General features: G+C 63.6%; 17 protein-coding genes. 7 read left to right on the top strand and 10 right to left on the bottom strand.

Annotation, left to right across the window (positions count from 1 at the left end; translation table 11 throughout):
• Positions 1-371: 371 nt before the first annotated feature.
• Positions 372-836 carry a CopD family protein gene (locus BMY03_RS25175; RefSeq protein WP_046854476.1) on the bottom strand — a complete coding sequence of 155 codons (465 nt, stop codon included), beginning with the start codon at positions 834-836 and terminating at the stop codon, positions 372-374.
• 98 nt (positions 837-934) lie between these two features.
• On the opposite strand from BMY03_RS25175, the gene dinG reads away from it, so the two are divergent.
• The 5 genes from dinG (at position 935) to pdxH (ending at position 8,363) form a co-directional block, all read left to right on the top strand.
• A complete protein-coding gene (gene dinG / locus BMY03_RS25170; RefSeq protein WP_046854477.1) occupies positions 935-3,079 on the top strand; it encodes an ATP-dependent DNA helicase DinG in 2,145 nt (714 codons plus the stop codon).
• 81 nt (positions 3,080-3,160) lie between these two features.
• Complete coding sequence (locus BMY03_RS25165) at positions 3,161-5,377, top strand: beta-galactosidase (RefSeq protein ID WP_094012566.1); 2,217 nt, start codon at positions 3,161-3,163, stop codon at positions 5,375-5,377.
• A 97-nt stretch (positions 5,378-5,474) separates the two neighbouring features.
• Positions 5,475-6,620 (top strand): serine hydrolase domain-containing protein, encoded by a 1,146-nt coding sequence (locus tag BMY03_RS25160; protein ID WP_094012565.1) that lies wholly within the window; start codon positions 5,475-5,477, stop codon positions 6,618-6,620.
• Between the two features lie 99 nt (positions 6,621-6,719).
• On the top strand, positions 6,720-7,697 hold the full coding sequence (locus BMY03_RS25155) for an OmpA family protein (protein ID WP_038706649.1): 978 nt from the start codon (positions 6,720-6,722) through the stop codon (positions 7,695-7,697).
• 18 nt (positions 7,698-7,715) lie between these two features.
• Positions 7,716-8,363 (top strand): pyridoxamine 5'-phosphate oxidase, encoded by a 648-nt coding sequence (pdxH, locus tag BMY03_RS25150; RefSeq protein WP_094012564.1) that lies wholly within the window; start codon positions 7,716-7,718, stop codon positions 8,361-8,363.
• A gap of 30 nt (positions 8,364-8,393) precedes the next feature.
• On the opposite strand, the gene BMY03_RS25145 is transcribed toward pdxH, so the two are convergent.
• Positions 8,394-8,624 carry a hypothetical protein gene (locus BMY03_RS25145; RefSeq protein ID WP_094012563.1) on the bottom strand — a complete coding sequence of 77 codons (231 nt, stop codon included), beginning with the start codon at positions 8,622-8,624 and terminating at the stop codon, positions 8,394-8,396.
• 147 nt (positions 8,625-8,771) lie between these two features.
• Here BMY03_RS25145 and BMY03_RS25140 point away from each other — a divergent pair, with 147 nt between their 5' ends.
• Entirely contained in the window at positions 8,772-9,236 is a 465-nt protein-coding gene (locus BMY03_RS25140; protein WP_023632818.1) for an outer membrane lipoprotein, read from the top strand.
• A 75-nt stretch (positions 9,237-9,311) separates the two neighbouring features.
• Here the strand turns inward: BMY03_RS25140 and BMY03_RS25135 are convergent, their stop codons facing one another.
• The 7 genes from BMY03_RS25135 to BMY03_RS25100 form a co-directional block, all read right to left on the bottom strand.
• A complete protein-coding gene (locus BMY03_RS25135) occupies positions 9,312-10,925 on the bottom strand; it encodes an NAD(P)/FAD-dependent oxidoreductase (RefSeq protein WP_094012562.1) in 1,614 nt (537 codons plus the stop codon).
• Between the two features lie 103 nt (positions 10,926-11,028).
• A complete protein-coding gene (locus BMY03_RS25130) occupies positions 11,029-11,706 on the bottom strand; it encodes a COG3650 family protein (protein WP_094012561.1) in 678 nt (225 codons plus the stop codon).
• Positions 11,707-11,827: 121 nt separating this feature from the next.
• Entirely contained in the window at positions 11,828-12,529 is a 702-nt protein-coding gene (locus tag BMY03_RS25125; RefSeq protein ID WP_023631160.1) for an ABC transporter ATP-binding protein, read from the bottom strand.
• A complete protein-coding gene (livG, locus tag BMY03_RS25120; RefSeq protein WP_023631159.1) occupies positions 12,530-13,297 on the bottom strand; it encodes a high-affinity branched-chain amino acid ABC transporter ATP-binding protein LivG in 768 nt (255 codons plus the stop codon).
• The gene (locus BMY03_RS25115; RefSeq protein ID WP_094012560.1) at positions 13,294-14,550 is read right to left on the bottom strand and encodes a high-affinity branched-chain amino acid ABC transporter permease LivM; all 1,257 of its coding nucleotides are present in this window, start codon (positions 14,548-14,550) and stop codon (positions 13,294-13,296) included. The genes livG and BMY03_RS25115 overlap by 4 nt, the downstream gene beginning before the upstream one ends.
• Positions 14,547-15,470, bottom strand: a complete 924-nt coding sequence (livH, locus tag BMY03_RS25110) for a high-affinity branched-chain amino acid ABC transporter permease LivH (RefSeq protein ID WP_028692119.1) — start codon at positions 15,468-15,470, stop codon at positions 14,547-14,549. The genes BMY03_RS25115 and livH overlap by 4 nt, the downstream gene beginning before the upstream one ends.
• A 237-nt stretch (positions 15,471-15,707) precedes the next feature.
• Positions 15,708-16,823, bottom strand: coding sequence for a branched-chain amino acid ABC transporter substrate-binding protein (locus tag BMY03_RS25100; RefSeq protein WP_038706647.1), 1,116 nt, complete (start codon positions 16,821-16,823; stop codon positions 15,708-15,710).
• Positions 16,824-17,182: 359 nt separating this feature from the next.
• Here BMY03_RS25100 and BMY03_RS25090 point away from each other — a divergent pair, with 359 nt between their 5' ends.
• Positions 17,183-17,488 (top strand): DUF2288 domain-containing protein, encoded by a 306-nt coding sequence (locus BMY03_RS25090; protein ID WP_094012559.1) that lies wholly within the window; start codon positions 17,183-17,185, stop codon positions 17,486-17,488.
• Positions 17,489-17,648: 160 nt separating this feature from the next.
• On the opposite strand, the gene BMY03_RS25085 is transcribed toward BMY03_RS25090, so the two are convergent.
• Entirely contained in the window at positions 17,649-19,730 is a 2,082-nt protein-coding gene (locus BMY03_RS25085) for a hypothetical protein (protein WP_371041630.1), read from the bottom strand.
• Between the last annotated feature and the right edge of the window lie 151 nt (positions 19,731-19,881).

Raw genomic sequence — 19,881 nt, 5'->3', positions numbered from 1 at the left:
AACAAAACCAACATATCTGCTCTTGATCTGCTCTTGATCTTGCTTCTAAGTGCGCGATAGTTCAGGCGCCACCAATTGCGACTTCAGGAGGCCGAGTGGAGTTCTTGCGTAGTGGGCGACGGCCATGGATGGCCGTCGAGCGCTGCGCCCCAGGATGGGGCGTACAGCGCGGTACCCACGGGAGCAAGAACGGAGCGAGGGAACCCCGGAGCGAAGCGTAGGGGCCGTATGAACGGAGCCGAACGGTTTTGCCTACTTTTGTCAAGACAAAAGTAGGTCGCCGTAAAGGCGAAAGGGTGACTAAATGTCGATATCGTCTACGAATGTGCTTACAAATACCAAAACAATCTCTCAAGCCAAACCCAAACCCCTCAAACCAAAACCCGCGAACTTGCCACCCCCACCACTAACACCCCAATCAACAAATTAACCCCAACCAACCGCCGAATCCGCCCCAACACCCCAGCCCCCGAAGCCCAATCCCCAGCCTCCACCGCCGCACGCAGCTCAGGCAACAACAACCCCTGAACCCGCATGAACAACGCAAACATGACAATCCCCCCGCCAATCATCACCTGCACATAACGAGGCGCGGTCTCGAACCCGGCAAACCGCAGGTGGATCATGCCGACCCCGCTGACAGCCAGCACCGCCACCGCCAGCCAGACCCATCTGAAGAACCGCTGGAAAACCTCCACCCACAATCGCAGCCGCGCAGGCCCCTCCAGCGCTGCAACCGTGGCCGGCCGCAGCACCAGCCAGGCGAAGAACATCCCGCCGACCCAGACGAGGGCGGCCAGGACATGCAAGGTGTAGGGCAGGGCAAAGGCAAGCATCCGGATCTCCATGCGGCACAAAGGGCAATAGCGGGGTATGATAGCCGGCCCATGCGAAACACTGAAAATATATCCAGCCCTCCGGGCGCCTGCAGACCATGATCAGCAACGAACTCAAAGCCACCATCCAGGGCGCCTACTCGCGTTTCCTCGAAGCCAAAAGCCTCAAGCCGCGTTACGGCCAGCGCCTGATGATCGCCGAAGTGGCCAAGGTCCTCGGCGATATCGCCAGCGACGATGAAGGCCGCCGTGCCGGCGAGCCCGCGGTGGTTGCCGTCGAGGCCGGTACCGGTACCGGCAAGACCGTCGCCTACAGCCTGGCCGCGATCCCCGCCGCCAAGGCCGCCGGCAAGCGCCTGGTGATCGCCACCGCGACTGTGGCGCTGCAGGAGCAGATCGTCTTCAAGGACCTGCCCGACCTGATGCGCAACAGCGGGCTGAACTTCAGCTTCGCCCTGGCCAAGGGCCGTGGCCGTTACCTGTGCCTGTCCAAGCTCGACGTCCTGCTGCAGGAAGGCCACGCCCAGTCGGCCACCGCCCAGCTGTTCGAGGAGGAGGGCTTTCGCATCGAGGTCGACGAGCGCAGCCAGAAGCTGTTCAACAGCATGATCGAGAAGCTCGCCGGCAACCGCTGGGACGGCGATCGCGACAGCTGGTCGGAGGCCATCGAGGACCAGGACTGGGCACGGCTGACCACCGATCACAGCCAATGCACCGGCCGGCACTGTCCCAACTTCCAGCAGTGCGTGTTCTACAAGGCCCGTGAAGGCATGGGCAAGGTCGACGTGATCGTCACCAACCACGACATGGTCCTGGCCGACCTGGCACTTGGCGGTGGCGCCGTGCTGCCCGACCCGCGCGACACAATGTACGTGTTCGACGAAGGCCACCACCTGCCGGACAAGGCCATCGGCCATTTCGCCCATTATTCGCGGCTGCGCTCCACCGCCGACTGGCTGGAGCAGACCGCCAAGAACCTGACCAAACTGCTGGCCCAGCATCCACTGCCGGGCGACCTCGGCAAGTACATCGAGCAGGTGCCGGAGCTGGCCCGCGAGGTGCGTACCCAGCAGCAGTTCATGTTCACCCTGTGCGAGCAGGTGGCGGACTTCCGCGCCGGCGAGGACATGGAAGGTCGCGACCGCCCGCGTTATCGCTTCGAGGGCGGCGTGGTACCGGAGCAGATCCGTGAAGTAGGCATCGAGCTCAAGAAAGGTTTCGCCCGCCTCAACGACCTGTTCACCCGCCTGGCCGACCTGCTCAAGGAAGGCATGGACGGCGAGAACAACATCGGTATCGCCAGCCACCAGGCCGAGGAGTGGTACCCACTGTTCGGCAGCCTGGTGACCCGTGCCCAGGGCAACTGGGAGCTGTGGACCGCCTTTACCGCTGAAGACCCCGAAGACAACCCGCCCATGGCTCGTTGGCTGACCCTGGCCGAAAGCGGCGCGCTGTTCGACATCGAGGTCAACGCCAGCCCCATCCTCGCTGCCGAGATGCTGCGCAAGAGCCTGTGGAACGTCGCCTATGGCGCCCTGGTGACCTCGGCGACGCTCACTGCGCTGGGCAAGTTCGACCGCTTCCGCATGCGTTCGGGCCTGCCACGCGACGCGGTTCAGTGCGTGGTGCCCAGCCCGTTCGTGCATGGTGACGCCGGGCTGCTGCGGGTGCCCGACCTGGGTGCCGATCCGCGCGACGCCACGGCGCACACCGCGGCGATCATTCGCGAGCTGCCAGCCATCGTCGAGGACGCCCGCGGCGCGCTGGTGCTGTTCTCCTCGCGCAAACAGATGCAGGACGTGTTCGACGGCCTGGACCGCGACTGGCGCAAGCTGGTGCTGATCCAGGGCAACCTGTCCAAGCAGGAAACCCTGAACAAGCACAAGGCGCGGGTCGACGACGGCCAACACAGCGTGCTGTTCGGCCTGGCCAGCTTCGCCGAGGGTGTCGACCTGCCGGGCGCCTATTGCGAGCATGTGGTGATCGCCAAGATCCCCTTCGCGGTGCCGGACGATCCGGTCGAGGCCGCGCTGGCCGAATGGATCGAAGCCCGTGGCGGCAATCCGTTCATGGAAATCGCCGTGCCCGACGCCTCGCTGCGCCTGATCCAGGCCTGTGGCCGGCTGCTGCGTACCGAGCAGGACCGTGGCGTGATCACCTTGCTTGACCGCCGTCTGGTCACGCAACGCTATGGCAAGGCTATTCTCAATGCGCTGCCACCTTTCCGACGGGAAATCGGCTGACTGCCGGAGCAACACTCACAACCCGTTGTCCATTACTCGATTGCGAGCCCATGACGGGCTCCGAAGGAGAGCCACCGCCCCATGATCCGCCGCGCCTTGCCTGTCGTGTTCTCCGTGTTGTTCAGTGCGCCTTTGCTGGCCGGGCAGCAGACCCTGTTCAGCTTCGTGCGCCCGGCCTCGGTGGTGAATGTCATCACCCAGGACACCAGCCTGCCGCAGTACAACGCGGAGCAGACAGCCGAAGGCGAGGTGTTGCGGCGCGTGGTGTTCAACCCGGTGGCGCAGCCGACACTGCGCCTCGCGCCGCAGAGCGGGGCGTGGGACTGGTCTGCCGGCCAGGCGCTGACCCTGCGCCTGCAGAGCGGCATGGACTGGGCGCTGACCGTTGATGTGGTGGTGCAAAGCAGCGACGGACGCACACTCACCAGCCGCATCGACCTGCCGGCCGGGCCTGCGCAGACCGTGATGATACCGCTCAAGGCCCGTTCACCACTGAGCCAGGGCATGCGCGCCGGGCCGCCGATGCCCTGGACCTACGAAGGCCAGCGCCTGCTGCTGGCAAGCAGCGAAGGAGCAGCCGACCTGGCCCAAGTCACCTCGGTCAGCTTGAGCATCCCCGGCCCCAAGGTTGCGCAGAGCCTGTTGATCGAGAAGGTCGGCGTGCAGGATGACGACCAGGCGTTCAAGGCTGCCTACGACCAACTGATCGATGTCTATGGGCAATCGACCCGTGGTCGCTGGCCGGAAAGAATCGTCAACGACGAGCAGCTCAAGGCTGCCGACAGCCGTGAACAGGCACAGCTCAAGGGCTGGCTGGCCGAGCGCGACAAGCTCAAGCTGGATACCTATGGCGGCCTGCTGGAGGGTCCTGTGTTCGAAGCCAAGGGCTTCTTCCGCACCGAGAAACGCGACGGTCGCTGGTACCTGGTGACGCCGGAAGGGCATCCGTTCTATTCGCTCGGCGTCAATGCCGTCGCCGCCGATGGCGGGCGCACCTATGTCGCCGGCCGTGAGGGCATGTTCAAAGCCTTGCCGGGAGAAGGCGACACCCTGAGTGCCTTCTATGGCGAAGGCAACAACGATGACGGCAATGCGTCGTCCCAAGGACGTGGTTTCAAGCAGGGGCGCTGGTTCGACTTCTACGCGGCCAATCTTCAGCGCACCTACGGCAAGCCTTGCCCGCAGGGAGAGGTGGCGTGCCCGGTGGCGGTGCTGGACGCCCAGCGCTGGCAGACCCATACCCTGGATCGCCTGCAGGCCTGGGGCTTCAATACCCTTGGCAACTGGAGCGATGCGTCGCTCGGGCAAGCCAAGCGCCTGCCGTACACCCTGCCGCTGTCGATCGTCGGTGACTACGCCAGCATCAGCACCGGCATGGACTGGTGGGGGCGCATGCCCGACCCGTTCGACCCGCGTTTCGCCATGGCCACCGAGCGTGCCGTGGCCATTGCTGCCCGGGATCACCGTGACGATCCTTGGCTGATCGGTTACTTCGCCGACAACGAGCTGGCCTGGGCCGCGCCGGGGGACGACCCCAAGGCACGGTATGGCCTGGCCTATGGCACCTTGCGCCTGACCACCGATGTGCCGGCCAAGCGCGCTTTCCTCAAGCAACTGCGCGACAAGTACCGCAACCAGCAGGGGCTGTCGAAGGCCTGGGGTATTGAGCTGACCGCCTGGGAGCTGATGGAAGACCCGGGTTTCGAGGCGCCGTTGCCCAACCCGGAGCATCCGGAAATCGAGCGCGACTACCAGTACTTCCAGCAGGTGTTTGCCGAAACCTATTTCAAGACCATTTCCGACGCGCTGAAATGGCATGCGCCCAACCATCTGCTGCTCGGTGGCCGCTACGCGGTCAGCACCCCCGAGGCGGTGAAGGCCTGCGCCGAGTTCTGTGATGTGCTGAGCTTCAACTTCTATACCTTGAAGCCTGACGACGGCTACGACTTCGCCCGTCTGGCCGAGCTCGACAAGCCGGTGCTGGTCTCGGAGTTCCAGTTCGGCTCGCGCGACCGTGGTCCGTTCTGGCCAGGCCCGCTGGAAGTGGCCCGCGAGGAAGACCGTGGCCCGGCGTATGCCAACTTCCTCAAGGCCGCCATGAATCAGCCGATGATCGTCGGCGCGCACTGGTTCCAGTATCTCGATCAACCCGCCAGTGGGCGCCTGCTCGATGGCGAGAACGGTCATCTTGGCCTGGTCGCTGTCACCGATGTGCCTTATGCGGGGTTCATCGAGGCGGTACGCCGCAGCAACCTGCAAGTCCTTGGGCATTTGCGCACAGCGTTGGACAAGCCGTAGTTCCGGATAACCACCCAGCCATCTTCAGTAGGCAAATCGCCCAACTACTGAAACAATGCACCCCTTTGCAAGCCAGGCAGTAAAGAGAGGTAGTCGGGTGCAGATCCAGGGTCACTATGAGCTGAAGTTCGAGGCGGTGCGCGATGCTTTCGCCGCGTTGTTCGAGGATCCCCAGGAACGTGGTGCCGCGTTGTGCATCCAGGTCGGCGGAGAAACCGTGGTCGACCTGTGGGCCGGCAGTGCCGACAAGGATGGCCGCGAGGCCTGGCACAGCGACACCATCGCCAACCTGTTCTCCTGCACCAAGACCTTTACCGCCGTCACCGCCCTGCAACTGGTGGGCGAGGGCAAGCTCGCCCTCGACGCGCCGGTGGCGCGCTACTGGCCGGAATTCGCCCAGGCCGGCAAGGAGCAAGTCACCCTGCGCCAGCTGCTCAGCCACCGCGCCGGCCTGCCGGCCATCCGCGAGCTGCTGCCGGCCGAAGCCCTGTATGACTGGCAGGCCATGGTCGATGCCCTTGCCGCTGAAACGCCCTGGTGGACGCCCGGCAGCGAGCACGGGTACGCGGCGATCACCTACGGCTGGCTGATTGGCGAATTGATCCGCCGCGCCGATGGTCGTGGTCCGGGCGACTCCATCGTCGCCCGCACCGCCAAGCCGCTGGGCCTGGACTTCCACGTTGGCCTGGCGGATGAAGAGTTCCACCGCGTGGCGCATATCGCCCGCGGCAAGGGCAACCCTGGCGATGCCACCGCCCAGCGCCTGCTGCAGGTGACGATGCGCGAGCCCGAGGCCTTGTCCACCCGGGCCTTCACCAACCCGCCAGCGATCCTCACCAGCACTAACAAGCCCGAATGGCGGCGCATGCAGCAGCCGGCGGCCAATGGCCATGGCAATGCCCGCAGCCTGGCGGGCTTCTATGCCGGCCTGCTCGACGGCAGCCTGCTCGAATCCGAACTGCTTGACGAACTGACCCGCGAGCACAGCCTCGGCCAGGACCGCACGCTGCTCACCCAGACCCGTTTCGGCCTGGGTTGCATGCTCGACCAGCCGGAGGTGGCCAACGCCACCTTCGGCCTTGGCGCACGTGCCTTCGGTCACCCCGGCGCCGGTGGCTCGGTCGGTTTTGCCGACCCCGAACATGACGTGGCCTTCGGCTTCGTCACCAATACCCTCGGCCCCTACGTGCTGATGGATCCCCGCGCGCAGAAACTGGTGCGGGTGCTTGGCAGTTGCCTTTGATCGGGTAACGCGGGTATTGCCAGTTCCCTTTGACTATCCTCAATGCCAACGCCTGAAGCGTATGGGCAAAATTTCTTTCTATTTCATGGTGTATCGCTGATGTCTTCACATAAAACCTTAGCACTCGCCCTGTGCCTGGCCATGACCGGTTGCGCCAGCCACTCCCCGGACGCCGCAAAGGACGGTGGCCTGAACTGGTGGCCATTTGGTTCGGACAAGGTCGCTGACAAGGAAGTGAAGGAGGCCGTCGTCGAGAACGTGGCCAAGGCCGACGCCAAGTCCGAAAGCGGCAGCCGTTGGTGGTGGCCGTTCGGCAGCGATGAGAAAAAGGATACGGTCGCGGCGGTGCCGAAGATCGACCACAAGGCCACGCAGGCCTGGCTCGACCAGTACGAGCCGAAGGTCCGCGAAGCGATCAAGGGCAGCAAGTTCGAGCTGGAGCGCCGCGAGGATTTGCTGGCGGTGACCATCCCCGTTGACAGCTCCTACAACCCTGATCGCCCGAACATGCTGCTGCCCGCGACCCTTGGCCCGATCACCCAGGTCGCCAAGGTCATCGAGACCGATACCAAGACCGCTGTGCTGATCCTCGGCCACGCCGACACCAGCGGCGCCACGGCCGCCAACCAGAAGCTCAGCCTCGAGCGCGCCGCTTCGGTGTCGGCGATCTTCCGGCTCAGCGGCCTGCAGCGCGACCGCCTGATGCTCAAGGGCATGGGCGCGGTGATGCCGCGTGCCGCCAACGACAGCGCCGAAGGCCGTGCCTTGAACCGCCGTGTCGAACTGCTGCTGACCCCGCAGAACACCATGGTCGCATTGCTCGCCAAGTACCAGCAGGCCGCCCCGGCGCCGGCTCCGGCGGCGATGGTTGCCACCCAGGACGCCAAGGCCCCGGCCGCCAAGCCTGTCGCCAAGGCCGCCGCCAAGCCGGCTGCGAAGAAACCTGCCGCCAAAGCCAAGGCGCCGGTCAAGGCCAGCACCACCGCCAAGAAGAAAGCCGCTGTGGCCAAGCCAGCCGCGAAGAAGGTCGCCACCGACAAGAAAGTCGCCGCCAACAGCCCTGCGAAGACCAACTGATCGTCAAGGAAACGCAGCATGACCCAATCCCTGGCCGATATGCGCCGCGACTACACCCGTGATGGCCTGGCCGAAGCCCAGGCTCCCGGGGAGCCGTTCGCGCTGTTCCACCACTGGTTCGCCGATGCGGTGAAGACCGAGCAGCTACCGGTGGAAGCCAACGCCATGACCCTGGCCACCGTTGATGCCGAGGGGCGTCCGCATTGCCGGGTGTTGCTGCTCAAGGCGCTGGACGCACGCGGTTTTACCTTTTTCACCAACTATGAAAGTGCCAAGGGCCAGCACATTGCGGCCAACCCTTATGCGGCGATGACCTTCTTCTGGCCGGCGCTGGAGCGCCAGGTGCGGATCGAGGGGCGGGTGGAGAAGGTCACGGCCAAGGAGTCGGACGACTATTACCAGGTGCGCCCGCTGGGCAGCCGGCTGGGGGCCTGGGCGTCGCCGCAGAGCCGGGTGATTGCCGATCGCGAGGAGCTGGAAGGCCTGGTCAGGGCCACCGAGGCGCGATTTTCCGACAGCCAGCCGCATTGCCCGGAGCATTGGGGCGGTTACCGCTTGCTACCCGAGCGCATCGAGTTCTGGCAGGGGCGAGCGAGCCGCTTGCATGACCGCCTGAACTACCGCCTGGTCAATGGCCAGTGGGCGCGCGAGCGCCTGGCGCCCTGACAAGAATGGGGCCGCAACGCGGCCCCATCATCAACGATACCCCGCCGCCTCCCGTTCCAGCCACGCCGCCAACTCCTTGCGTCGCACCTTCTCCACCCGCGCCCGCTCCAGCAACTTGAGCATGAAGTCCTGCTTCGCCGGATCCTCCCCGGCCATCGACAGCGCCAGGTCCCGGTCCATCCAGCGGCGCATGCGCACATACAGCCACCCGTGAAAATACAGCCCGGCGACCGTCACGATGACGACGATGAAGTAATCCATGGCTATCCTTGGTCTCACCTGTAGGCCCGCAAATCAGCCAGCAACGGCTGTACCTGAGCTGAATGAGAACAATTTTATAACGTTTGCGCCGTGACACTTGTCAAGGCGCGGAGTCTAATGGACACCTGTCTTATGGAGATTGTCCCCATGCGTAAATCCGCTTTGCTGCTGGCCAGCTTCACCACCGTGTCGCTGCTGTTGGGCGGCTGCCAATCGTCGCTGACCGGCGACAGCTACTCCCGTGATGAGGCCCGCCGCGTGCAGACCGTGCGCATGGGCACCATCGAATCCCTGCGTCCGGTGAAGATCGAAGGCACCAAGACGCCAATCGGTGGCGGCGCTGGCGCCATTGTCGGTGGTGTCGCCGGCAGTGCCGTCGGTGGTGGCCGTGGCAGCATCGTCGCGGCGGTGATCGGTGCCGTGGCCGGTGGCTTGGCAGGCTCCGCCGCCGAAGAAGGCCTGACCCGTACCCAAGGCGTCGAGATCACCGTGCGTGAAGACGACGGCAGCATGCGCGCCTACGTGCAGCAAGTGCAGCAGAACGAGATCTTCCGTGTGGGTGAGCGTGTTCGCATCATGACTGTCGACGGCACCAGCCGCGTCACTCACTGACGGCACGCTTGAAAAGAAAACCCCGACCGGCTTGGCCGTGTCGGGGTTTCTTTTTGCCTGCAAAAGGCGATCGGGTTAGTCGTTCAGCCCGAGGATATCCCGTGCCACCGCTTCGGCGATGCGAATCCCGTCGACACCAGCGGACAGGATGCCGCCGGCGTAGCCTGCGCCTTCACCTGCCGGGAACAGGCCCTTGAGGTTGAGGCTCTGGAAGCTGGCGTCACGGGTGATGCGCAGTGGCGACGAGGTGCGGGTTTCGATGCCGGTCAGCACCGCGTCGTGCAGGTTGTAGCCCTTGATCTGGCGGTCGAAGGCCGGCAGCGCTTCACGGATCGCCTCGATGGCGAAGTCCGGCAGGCTCGGTGCCAGGTCGCCCAGGGTCACGCCCGGTTTGTACGACGGCTCGACGCTGCCCAGCGCGGTGGACGGGCGCCCGGCGACGAAGTCACCGACCAACTGCGCCGGTGCCTGGTAGTTGCTGCCGCCCATCACGTAGGCATGGGCTTCCAGGCGCTCCTGCAGCTCGATACCGGCCAGCGGGCCACCCGGGTAGTCGCGCTCGGGGTCGATACCGACGACGATGCCGGAGTTGGCGTTACGCTCATTGCGCGAGTACTGGCTCATGCCATTGGTCACCACACGGCCAGGCTCGCTGGTGGCGGCGACCACGGTGCCGCCCGGGCACATGCAGAAGCTGTAGACCGAACGACCGTTCTTGGCGTGGTGCACCAGCTTGTAGTCGGCGGCGCCGAGTTTCGGGTGGCCGGCGTACTTGCCCAGGCGCGCCTTGTCGATCAGCGACTGCGGGTGCTCGATACGGAAACCGACCGAGAACGGCTTGGCCTCCATGAACACGCCCTTGGCGTGGAGCATGCGGAAGGTATCGCGGGCGCTGTGCCCCAGGGCCAGCACCACATGCCGCGAGTGCAACTGTTCACCGCTCTGCAGTACAACGCCGGTGAGCTGCTCGCCGTCCATCAGCAGGTCGGTGACCTTCTGCTCGAAGCGTACCTCACCGCCCAGGGTGATGATTTCCTCGCGCATCTTCTCGACCATGCTGGTCAGGCGGAAGGTACCGATGTGCGGCTTGTTGATGTAGAGGATCTCGTCGGGCGCGCCGGCCTTGACGAACTCTTCCAGTACCTTGCGCCCGTGGTGATTCGGGTCCTTGATCTGGCTGTATAGCTTGCCGTCGGAGAAGGTCCCGGCGCCGCCTTCGCCGAACTGTACGTTGGATTCGGGGTTGAGCACGCTCTTGCGCCACAGGCCCCAGGTGTCCTTGGTACGCTGGCGCACCTCTTTACCGCGCTCGAGCACGATCGGCTTGAAGCCCATCTGCGCCAGCAGCAGCCCGGCGAAGATGCCGCAGGGGCCGAAGCCGACCACGATCGGGCGCGCAGGCAGCTCGGCCGGGGCCTGGCCGACGAACTTGTAGCTGACGTCCGGGGCCACGCCGATCTTGGCGTCGCTTTCGAAGCGGCGCAGCAGTTCGTCTTCGTTGCTGGTTTCAAGGTCGATGGTGTAGATGAACAGCAGCTCGCTGTTCTTCTTGCGCGCATCGTAGCTGCGCTTGAACAGGGTGAAGCCGAGCAGTTGCTCATCGCTGATGCCCAGGCGCTGGACGATGGCGGCGCGCAGCTCGTCGTCGGAGTGGTCCAGGGGCAGCTTCAGTTCGGTGATTCGTAGCATGGCAGGGTCCAGTATCCCGGCCATGGGCGGCCGGCGGCTTTACACAAACCGCCAAGTATAAGCTGTTAGCCGCCCCGACTGGCAGGATAAAAGCACCCGGTGATCAGAGGTCGCGGGCGCCGCCGTAGTAGGCGCAGCCCTGCAGGGTCTTGCCGTCGATGCGCAGCTCGGCCTTGAGGTGACGGATGGCGCCGGTGGCGCCGTCGACGCAGCGCTGTGGCGCGACCCACAGTTCGACACGCTGGCCGTTGGCCTCGCTGGACAGGCTCAGGCCACCGCCGGGCAGCGCTTCTTCCAGGTAAGGCAATGGCAACGGCTCCTGGCCGATGCGGTTGAGCACCATGCCCTTGCCGCTGGCCTTGATGTCCCAGTCCGGCTCGTGGCCGCCGGCGCGCAGGGTCAACTGCTTGAAGTTGGGGTCTTCGCAGCCACGGTATTCGGAGGTGTCGAGGCGGTACAGGCGGGTCACGTCGAGCTGGCCGTCGCTGCCTGCCTGCTTGCTGCCGGCCATGCGCGCGCGGACATCGGCAAACAGCTTGTCACCGGCGTCGTCGGCCAGGGTGGCGGCCTCTTGCAGGATGCCGGTGCTGGCAGCGTCGTTGACGATGAAGCGGCGGCTCTCGTTGCAGGGTTTGAACAGCAGATGGCCGCCGGCCGCGCTCAGTTCGCCTTGCAGACGGGTGGTGCCCAGGTTCGGGTCGACCGGTTTTTCGGCCAGCATCTGGCAGCCTGCGAACAGCGGCAGCAGGGCGGTGAGCAGCAGGGAAGGGGTGAGGCGCATCAGGCGGGCTCCGGTGTTCGGGCAAAAAGTGCCGGTCACGTTACCGAGCCTGCCGGGCCTCTACAAGAGGCACGGCCTCATCGCGGCGCAAGAAAAAAGGGCCCGAAGGCCCTTTGATCATTCAACCCCCGAGGTACGCATCGCGTACCTTCGGGTCGGTCAGCAACGCTTCACCGGTACCCTGCATCACCACCTTGCCGTTCTCCAGCACATAGGCGCGGTCGGCGATCTTCAGCGCCTGGTTGGCGTTCTGCTCCACCAGGAACACGGTCACGCCATCGCGGCGCAGCTGTTCGATGATGTCGAAGATCTGCTGGATGATGATCGGCGCGAGGCCCAGCGATGGTTCGTCCAGCAACAGCAGCTTGGGCTTGCTCATCAGCGCCCGGCCGATGGCCAGCATCTGCTGCTCGCCACCGGACATGGTGCCGCCACGCTGGATGTAACGCTCCTTCAGACGCGGGAACAGTTGCAGGACCTTGTCCAACTGCTCCTGGTAGTCGCCCTTGTTGGTGAAGAAGCCGCCCATGGCCAGGTTTTCCTCGACGGTCAGGCGGGCGAACACGCGGCGACCTTCCGGCACTACCGCGATGCTCTTGCGCATGATGTGCGACGACGGTTGGCCGACCAGTTCCTCGCCCAGGTACTTGATGCTGCCGCTGCTCGCCTGGGGCGAGCCGCACAGGGTCATCAGCAAGGTCGACTTGCCGGCGCCGTTGGCGCCGATCAGGGTGACGATCTCGCCCTGGTTGATCTCGACGTTGACGCTGTGCAGCGCCTGGATCTTGCCGTAGAAGGTGGAAACGTTCTCGAACTTCAGCATTTACGCCTCCCCCAGGTAGGCCTTGATCACATCAGGGTTGCCGCGAATCTCTTCCGGCGTGCCGTCGGCCAGGGGCGTGCCCTGGTTGATCACCACGATGTGGTCGGAAATGCTCATCACCAGCTTCATGTCGTGCTCGATCAGCAGCACGGTCACGTTGTGCGATTCGCGCAGGTAGGCGATGAGGGCCTTGAGGTCCTCGGTCTCCTTGGGGTTCAGACCGGCGGCCGGTTCGTCGAGCATGATGATCCGCGGTTGGGTCATCATGCAGCGGGCGATTTCCAGGCGTCGTTGCTGGCCGTAGGCCAGGGTGCCGGCGGTACGGTTGGCGAACTCGGTCAGGTTGACCTTCTCCAGCCAGTACTGGGCGCGCTCCATGGCCTCCTTCTCGCTGCGGCGGAAGCTCGGGGTCTTGAACAGGCCGGCGAAGAAGTTGGTGTTGAGGTGGCGGTGCTGGGCGATCAGCAGGTTTTCCAGCGCGGTCATTTCCTTGAACAGGCGCACGTTCTGGAAGGTTCGCACCACGCCCTTGCGGGCGATCTGATGGCCGGCCAGGCCCTGGATCGGCTGGCCGTCGAGCAGGATGGTGCCGCCGCTGGGCTTGTAGAAGCCGGTCAGGCAGTTGAACACGGTGGTCTTGCCGGCGCCGTTCGGGCCGATCAGTGCCACCACCTGTTTTTCCTTGACGGTCAGGGCCACGCCGTTGACCGCCAACAAGCCGCCGAAGCGCATGCTCAGGCCGCTGACTTGCAGAATTTCGCGGCTCATCGAGGCAGCTCCATGTGCGGACGTTGCATGGGCAGCAGGCCCTGCGGACGCCAGATCATCATCAACACCATCAGCGCACCGAACATCAGCATCCGGTATTCGCTGAACTCACGCATCATCTCCGGCAGCAGGATCATCACGATGGCCGCGAGAATCACGCCCAACTGCGAACCCATGCCCCCCAGCACGACGATGGCGAGGATGATCGCCGACTCGATGAAGGTGAACGACTCCGGTGTCACCAGGCCCTGGCGGGCGGCGAAGAAGCTGCCGGCGAAACCGGCGAAGCAGGCACCCAGGGTGAACGCCGAGAGCTTGATCACGGTAGGGTTCAGGCCCAGCGCGCGGCAGGCGATCTCGTCTTCACGCAGCGCTTCCCAGGCACGGCCGATCGGCATGCGCAACAGGCGGTTGATCACGAACAGCGCCAGCAGGGCCAGCAGCAGGGCGACCAGGTAGAGGAAGATGACCTTGTTGATCGAGTTGTATTCCAGCCCGAAGAACTCGTGGAAGGTCTGCATCCCCTCGGCGGCGCGGCGCTCGAAGGTCAGGCCGAAGAACTCCGGCTTGGGGATGTTGCTGATGCCGTTGGGGCCGCCGGTCCAGTCGGTGAGGTTACGCAGGAACAGGCGGATGATCTCGCCGAAGCCCAGGGTCACGATCGCCAGGTAGTCACCGCGCAGGCGCAGCACCGGGAAGCCGAGCAGGAAGCCGAAGGTCGCGGCCATCAGGCCGGCGATCGGCAGGCACACCCAGAAGCTCCAGCCCAGGTAGTGCGAGAGCATCGCGTAGCTGTAGGCGCCGACGGCGTAGAAGCCGACGTAACCCAGGTCGAGCAGGCCCGCAAGGCCGACCACGATGTTCAGGCCCAGGCCCAGCAACACGTAGATCAGGATCAGCGTGGCGATGTCGACCGCGCCGCGGGAGCCGAAGAACGGCCAGATCAGGGCGGCGACGATCAGGCCCATGATCACCCAGCGCTGGGTTTTCGGCAGGGTCAGGAAGTTGCTCACTGAAGGCGGTACCAGCTTGCGCTCCGAGCGGCGGCCCATCACCGCGCTCCACTGCTTGTCGAACAAGACCCGCAGGAACATCAGCACCGAGCACGCGGCGATGATGCCGATGGTGAACGAACCCTGGCTATGCACCACCAGGCTGATGCCATCGATGCTGAGTTTCAGGCCCAGCACCGGGAAGGCCACGGCCCAGACCAGCAAGGCGCTGAAGAACGCCTGTTTCAGATTTCTGTTCATACTTTTTCAACCTCCGGGCGGCCCAGGATGCCGGTCGGCCGGAACAGCAGGACAAGAACCAAAAGACCGAATGCCACCACGTCCTTGTACTGGTCGCCGAAGATGTCGGCGCCGAACGCTTCGGCCACGCCCAGCACCAGCCCGCCGAGCATGGCGCCCGGGATGCTGCCGATGCCGCCCAGTACCGCCGCGGTGAAGGCCTTCAGACCCACCAGAAAACCGGCGTTGGGGTTGATGACTCCGTACTGCATGCTCAGCAGCACGGCCGCCACCGCCGCCAGCGCGGCGCCGATGACGAAGGTCAGGGCGATGATGTTGTTGGTGTTGATGCCCAGCAGGTTGGCCATCTTGATGTCCTCGGCGCAGGCGCGGCAGGCGCGCCCCAGGCGGGAACGGGAGATGAACAGGGTCAGGCAGGTCATGGCGACGAGGGTCACCACGAACACCAGGATCTGCATGTACGAGACCAGCACTTCCTCAGCGCCCCCCGGGCCGAACGAGAAGCTACCGGGGATCAGGTTGGGGATGGACTTGTCTTTCGAGTCCTGTGACAGCAGGACGGTGTTCTGCAGGAAGATCGACATGCCGATGGCGGAGATCAGCGGGATCAGCCGGTTGCTGTTGCGCAGCGGCCGGTAGGCGACCCGTTCGATGCTGTAGCCGTAGGCACTGGTGACGAAGATCGTGGCGACGAAGGCCACGGTCATCAGGATCGGCAACGAGTGGATGCCCATCATGGCCAGCCCGGCGAGGGCGATGAAGGCCACGTAGGAACCGATCATGTACACCTCGCCGTGGGCGAAGTTGATCATGCCGATGATGCCGTACACCATCGTGTAACCGATGGCGATCAGCGCGTAGGTACTGCCGATGGTCAATCCGTTAACCAGTTGTTGTAGGAAATGGTAGATCTCAGGCATTACAGCGCTCCTAAAAACCTGATTTGCATTTCTCTGGCGGGGGATGACCCCGGCCCCTTGTTCTCGTGGTCTTCGCCACGTGATCTTTTTGCGGGCACGGCCAGGAAACCGCGGGTGACGGTTTTAAGATTTTCAGGTGAACCGGCTCCCGGATCGCGGGAATCAGGTTCATGAACCTCGTAAAACAAAGCCCACTGCTCGCACAGTGGGCTTCTCGGTCAGCTATTAGTCACGCAGTTACTGAGGGGAGACTTCGGTCTTCGGCTTGCCGAAGTGCCATTCGTAGACCACGAACTTGAAGTCTTTCAGGTCGCCCTTGTCGTCATACGACAGGTCGCCGGTCGGGGTCTTGAAGGTGCCTTTGTGAATGGCGGCGGCCACCTTGTCGGTGTCTTCGGAGCCGGCAGCCTTGATGCCCTGGGCGATCAGTTCGACAGCCGAGTAGGCCGGGAACACGAACGGACCGCTTGGGTCCTTGCCGTCGGCCTTGATGGCGTCGACGATGGCCTTGTTCTCAGGTGCTGCGTCGAACGACTTGGGCAGGGTCACCAGCAGGCCTTCGGAGGCGCCCTGGGCGATCTGCGAGATGGAGTCGTTACCCACGCCTTCCGGGCCCATGAACTTGGCTTTCAGGCCTTTCTCTTGTGCCTGGCGCAGGATCAGGCCCAGCTCCGGGTGGTAGCCGCCGTAGTAGACGAAGTCGACGTTGTTCTGCTTGAGTTTCTGAATGATCGAGGAGAAGTCCTTGTCACCGGCGTTCAGGCCTTCGAAGACGGCGACCTTGGTGCCTTTGCCTTCCAGGGTGGTCTTGACCGCGGTGGCGATGCCTTCGCCGTACTGCTGCTTGTCGTGCAGCACCGCAACGACCTTTGGCTTGACGTGGTCGGCGATGTAGTTGCCGGCGGCCGGGCCTTGGGCGCTGTCCAGGCCGATGGTGCGGAAGATCAGCTTGTAGCCACGGGCGGTGATTTCCGGGGAGGTGGCGGCTGGGGTGATCATGATCACGCCTTCATCTTCGTAGATGTCGGACGCAGGCTGGGTGGAGCTGGAGCACAGGTGGCCGATCACGTACTTGACGCCATCGTTGACCACTTTGTTGGCGACGGCCACGGCTTGTTTAGGGTCGCACGCGTCGTCGTATTCCTTGGCTTCGAGCATCTTGCCATCGACGCCGCCCTTGGCGTTGATGTCCTTGATTGCCTGTTTGGCGCCAACGAACTGCATGTCGCCGTACTGGGTCACCGGCCCGGTCTTGGGACCGGCGATGCCGATCTTGATGGTGTCGGCGGCAAACGAATGGCTGGCGACTCCGGCCAGAACCATCGCGGCAAACAGCTTGGAAATCTTGATCATAGTGCTCCACTCATTCTGTTGTAATTCTTATAGTCCTGAGGCCAGGGCTACAGACCGGGCGGGATTTGCGGCCTGGCTACGCCAATGCCGTAAGCCCACCTTCCCCCGGAACATGTCCCGGAACTGTACCGGTACAGTGTAGAGCGCTGTCCGAGCGCTTGAAAAGCGGGCGAAAAGCGTCTGTCTCAAGGGGTGTCGCTTGATCGACATAAAGATACAGAAAAGCGCCATCACTTTGCCTGTATTCCCGGCCCGCCCCCACAAGTTCGGGCCTGATCGACCAAATTACGTATTTGAAACCGGGTTTTTCTGCAAAAATGCCGGCCTTTTTGTTGGCCGATCTTTGCGCAGGTAAACCCATGACTGATCAAGTAAGCACCCTCTATGCCAAACTGCTCGGCGAGACCGCCGTCATCGAGTGGAAAGCCCTGGAGCGTTTCTGGGCCAAGGGTGACCTGATTTGGGTCGACCCCAGCCTCGACCTGATCGCTGTTGCCGAGGCGATGGCCGAGAATCGCGGCGAGATCTTCGCCAAGTGGCGCAATGATGGCACTGTCGGGCCGGTCTCCGCCGAGCAGGCGCTCGACCTGCAAACCCGCGATCCAGAGATCTGGGCGGTGGTGGTTTCGCCGTTCATCGTGATCCAGACGAAGAAAGCGGGATAAGCGCGGGCTTTTTTAGTGCGTGAAAACGCGCAAACGCTCCGCAATGGTGCGCGTTGACGCTCACGTAAGGTGGAAGTTGGTAACAGTGGCGGGGTGATTCGGCGGGGCGGTAACAGTTTACGGGATGCGTAAATAGGGCCGCTTTGCGGCCCCAACTGAATCAGTAGTCCACACGCCCGGTATGGCTGTTCAGCGAAATCACCCGGGTCTTGCCGATGCGGTGGCGGAAGATCTCGCGCAGGTACTTCACCGCCTTCTTCACGCACTCGCGCGATAGGCGGATATCGTTGATCGAGACGAAGCGGCTCTTGTCGTTGATCAGTTCGCGGTACTTCTTCTCGTACATCGGCTTGATCGCGTACCAGTTGGTGTCGAGGATCTTCGCCGGGTTCTCGAACTCGTTGAGCAGGTCGTCGATGCTGTCCTCATCGAAGTGCTCGCTGGTGATGAAGTCGAGGATCGCATTGTCCATGGTGTCGTCGAAGCGGTACGGGTTGCGCGCGAAGCAACGCTTGATGAACGCCACGATCAGCGTGAGGAAATCGTCCGACAGGCACGGGCTCTTGGCGATCAGGGTGGTCAGCGACAGGTTGGCCGAGGCGCCGATCACCAGCGCATAGCGCTTGAGCGTGGTGTTGGGGAACAGGCTGTTGAGGTGGGTCTTGAGCCGGTTCAGGTCCATGTACGACAGCTTGTAGTCCTTGGGCAGTGAGACGATCGACACCACCGACGAACAGTTCTTGAAGAAGTGCAGGTCGTGCAGCGCCGCGGCGTCGTAGCCCGAGGCCTGGTATTGCTCCAGCGCGGCGCGGTAGCGGCGCGACTCGATCGGCAGCAGGCTGATGCCTTCGATGGCCTGGGTCTGCTTGTTGAAGTGCGGCAGGTCGATGGAGCGGAAGAACAGGTCGTCGATGTCCAGGCGCGGTTGTTCACGCTCGAACACCTTGAACTTGTCCGACCCTGCCGGCGGCACTTCCGGCACCACCGACTCGGCATAGGCGATCGCCACGGGGCCGGCCAGGCTCATGAACAGGTCGTTGGCGTCCAGGCGGATGGTCTCGCCGATATCGATGCCGGCGCGGCGGAAGTAGTTCTGGTCGTAGTCGGTGGTCACCGCCTGCGCCGTGAGGATGTTGAAGATCTGCTGGGAGATGTACTGGTTGGCGTGCTTCTCCATGGCGTTGACGTCGATGTTCTGGATCGTGCCGTCGTCGCTCTCCTCGGCGTAGCGCATGATGTCGTTGGAGATCAGCATCATCGCGTTCCACGGGCGGATGCGGCCCATGACGCTGGCCTCGCTGCTGTCTTCATTGTCGAAGTTGTACGAGAAGTCCCATTCCTCCGACAGGTATTTGCACAGCAGGCGCCCGGCGTTGATATGGAGCGCCTCGGACATTTCGCTGCGGTGATCGGAGGCATTGGGCAGCACGCAGATACCGCTGGTGAAGATCGGCTCGAACACAAACGAATGCCCGCTCTTGCCGTCGTTCTCGTCGGCCGGCTTGGTATCGAAGGTCTTGTTCATATACGAATACTGCTGGGCCAGGCCGAATTCCGAGGCCATGCCCGAGCCGGTACCGCCGCCGGCGCTGAAGATGTAGAAGTACAGGCGCGACTGGTTGGCCTTGATGCCGCAGGAGTCGATCAGGTACGAGTGGATCAGCTTCCAGTCGGCGCTGGAGAAGCGCTGGGTGTCCTTGTTGAGGATGATCTTGGCCAGGTACTGGCCGAGGATCGGCGCGTTGCCGGCGCCGCCGGCATGCACCTCGGACAGGTCCATGATCTTCATCTTGCTGTAGTCGCGCAAAAAACCGCCGCGCTCGCCCTTGCGCGAGAAGCGAATGCGCCCGGCGATGTCCTTGTCCAGGTCGCCCAGCATCACCAGCGGCTCTACCAGGAACACTGGTTTGGCGGCCTTGTTCTGCACCAGGCGCAGGTTTTGGCGGATCCAGCGTGCCGGGCTGTAGCCCGCGTCGCCCTTGAAACGGTCTTCGTTGTTGTACTCATTGAGGAAGAAGGTGCGCGCGTTGTACACCAGCTCCGCCACATCCAGGGCGATGTTCGATCCGCAGCGGCCCAGGCCGATCAGGCACACCGACGGGAACTGCTGCTCCAGGCGCAACTGGTCCTCGTCCTCGACATGCAGGTTGGCTGGAAATACCAGGTCGCGCAGGCCGTCGAGGTTGTCGAGGATGCGCTGGATGTCCTGCTCGGTGAAGTACAGGTACTGTTGAGCCGGCATGCTGCGCGCCGCGGGCAGGTCTCGAGCACCGCCGGCGGTCAGCGAGTGGGTGCTGAGGGAGGGCTCGGGAGCCGCATTGGCAGAAGTGTTCGTAGAGGTCATAGTGCGCCATTTGCCTGGAGTGGTTGGCTTCCCGGTGATGCATGTCATC

The organism is Pseudomonas soli (genome assembly GCF_900110655.1).
Lineage (GTDB): Bacteria > Pseudomonadota > Gammaproteobacteria > Pseudomonadales > Pseudomonadaceae > Aquipseudomonas > Aquipseudomonas soli.
The sequence above is the reverse complement of the archived record's forward strand: the minus strand, read 5'-3'. Positions and strand labels throughout refer to the sequence as shown.

Excerpts from the sequence above, each read along its gene's own strand:
- BMY03_RS25140 (WP_023632818.1), top strand. The coding sequence starts at position 8,772 with ATGCGTAAATCCGCTTTGCTGCTGGCCAGCTTCACCACCGTGTCGCTG.
- livG (WP_023631159.1), bottom strand. The coding sequence starts at position 13,297 with ATGAGCCGCGAAATTCTGCAAGTCAGCGGCCTGAGCATGCGCTTCGGC.
- pdxH (WP_094012564.1), top strand. The coding sequence starts at position 7,716 with ATGACCCAATCCCTGGCCGATATGCGCCGCGACTACACCCGTGATGGC.
- BMY03_RS25175 (WP_046854476.1), bottom strand. The coding sequence starts at position 836 with ATGCTTGCCTTTGCCCTGCCCTACACCTTGCATGTCCTGGCCGCCCTC.
- BMY03_RS25130 (WP_094012561.1), bottom strand. The coding sequence starts at position 11,706 with ATGCGCCTCACCCCTTCCCTGCTGCTCACCGCCCTGCTGCCGCTGTTC.
- BMY03_RS25125 (WP_023631160.1), bottom strand. The coding sequence starts at position 12,529 with ATGCTGAAGTTCGAGAACGTTTCCACCTTCTACGGCAAGATCCAGGCG.
- BMY03_RS25090 (WP_094012559.1), top strand. The coding sequence starts at position 17,183 with ATGACTGATCAAGTAAGCACCCTCTATGCCAAACTGCTCGGCGAGACC.
- dinG (WP_046854477.1), top strand. The coding sequence starts at position 935 with ATGATCAGCAACGAACTCAAAGCCACCATCCAGGGCGCCTACTCGCGT.
- BMY03_RS25115 (WP_094012560.1), bottom strand. The coding sequence starts at position 14,550 with ATGAACAGAAATCTGAAACAGGCGTTCTTCAGCGCCTTGCTGGTCTGG.
- BMY03_RS25145 (WP_094012563.1), bottom strand. The coding sequence starts at position 8,624 with ATGGATTACTTCATCGTCGTCATCGTGACGGTCGCCGGGCTGTATTTT.
- BMY03_RS25085 (WP_371041630.1), bottom strand. The coding sequence starts at position 19,730 with ATGCCGGCTCAACAGTACCTGTACTTCACCGAGCAGGACATCCAGCGC.
- BMY03_RS25165 (WP_094012566.1), top strand. The coding sequence starts at position 3,161 with ATGATCCGCCGCGCCTTGCCTGTCGTGTTCTCCGTGTTGTTCAGTGCG.
- BMY03_RS25100 (WP_038706647.1), bottom strand. The coding sequence starts at position 16,823 with ATGATCAAGATTTCCAAGCTGTTTGCCGCGATGGTTCTGGCCGGAGTC.
- BMY03_RS25155 (WP_038706649.1), top strand. The coding sequence starts at position 6,720 with ATGTCTTCACATAAAACCTTAGCACTCGCCCTGTGCCTGGCCATGACC.
- BMY03_RS25135 (WP_094012562.1), bottom strand. The coding sequence starts at position 10,925 with ATGCTACGAATCACCGAACTGAAGCTGCCCCTGGACCACTCCGACGAC.
- livH (WP_028692119.1), bottom strand. The coding sequence starts at position 15,470 with ATGCCTGAGATCTACCATTTCCTACAACAACTGGTTAACGGATTGACC.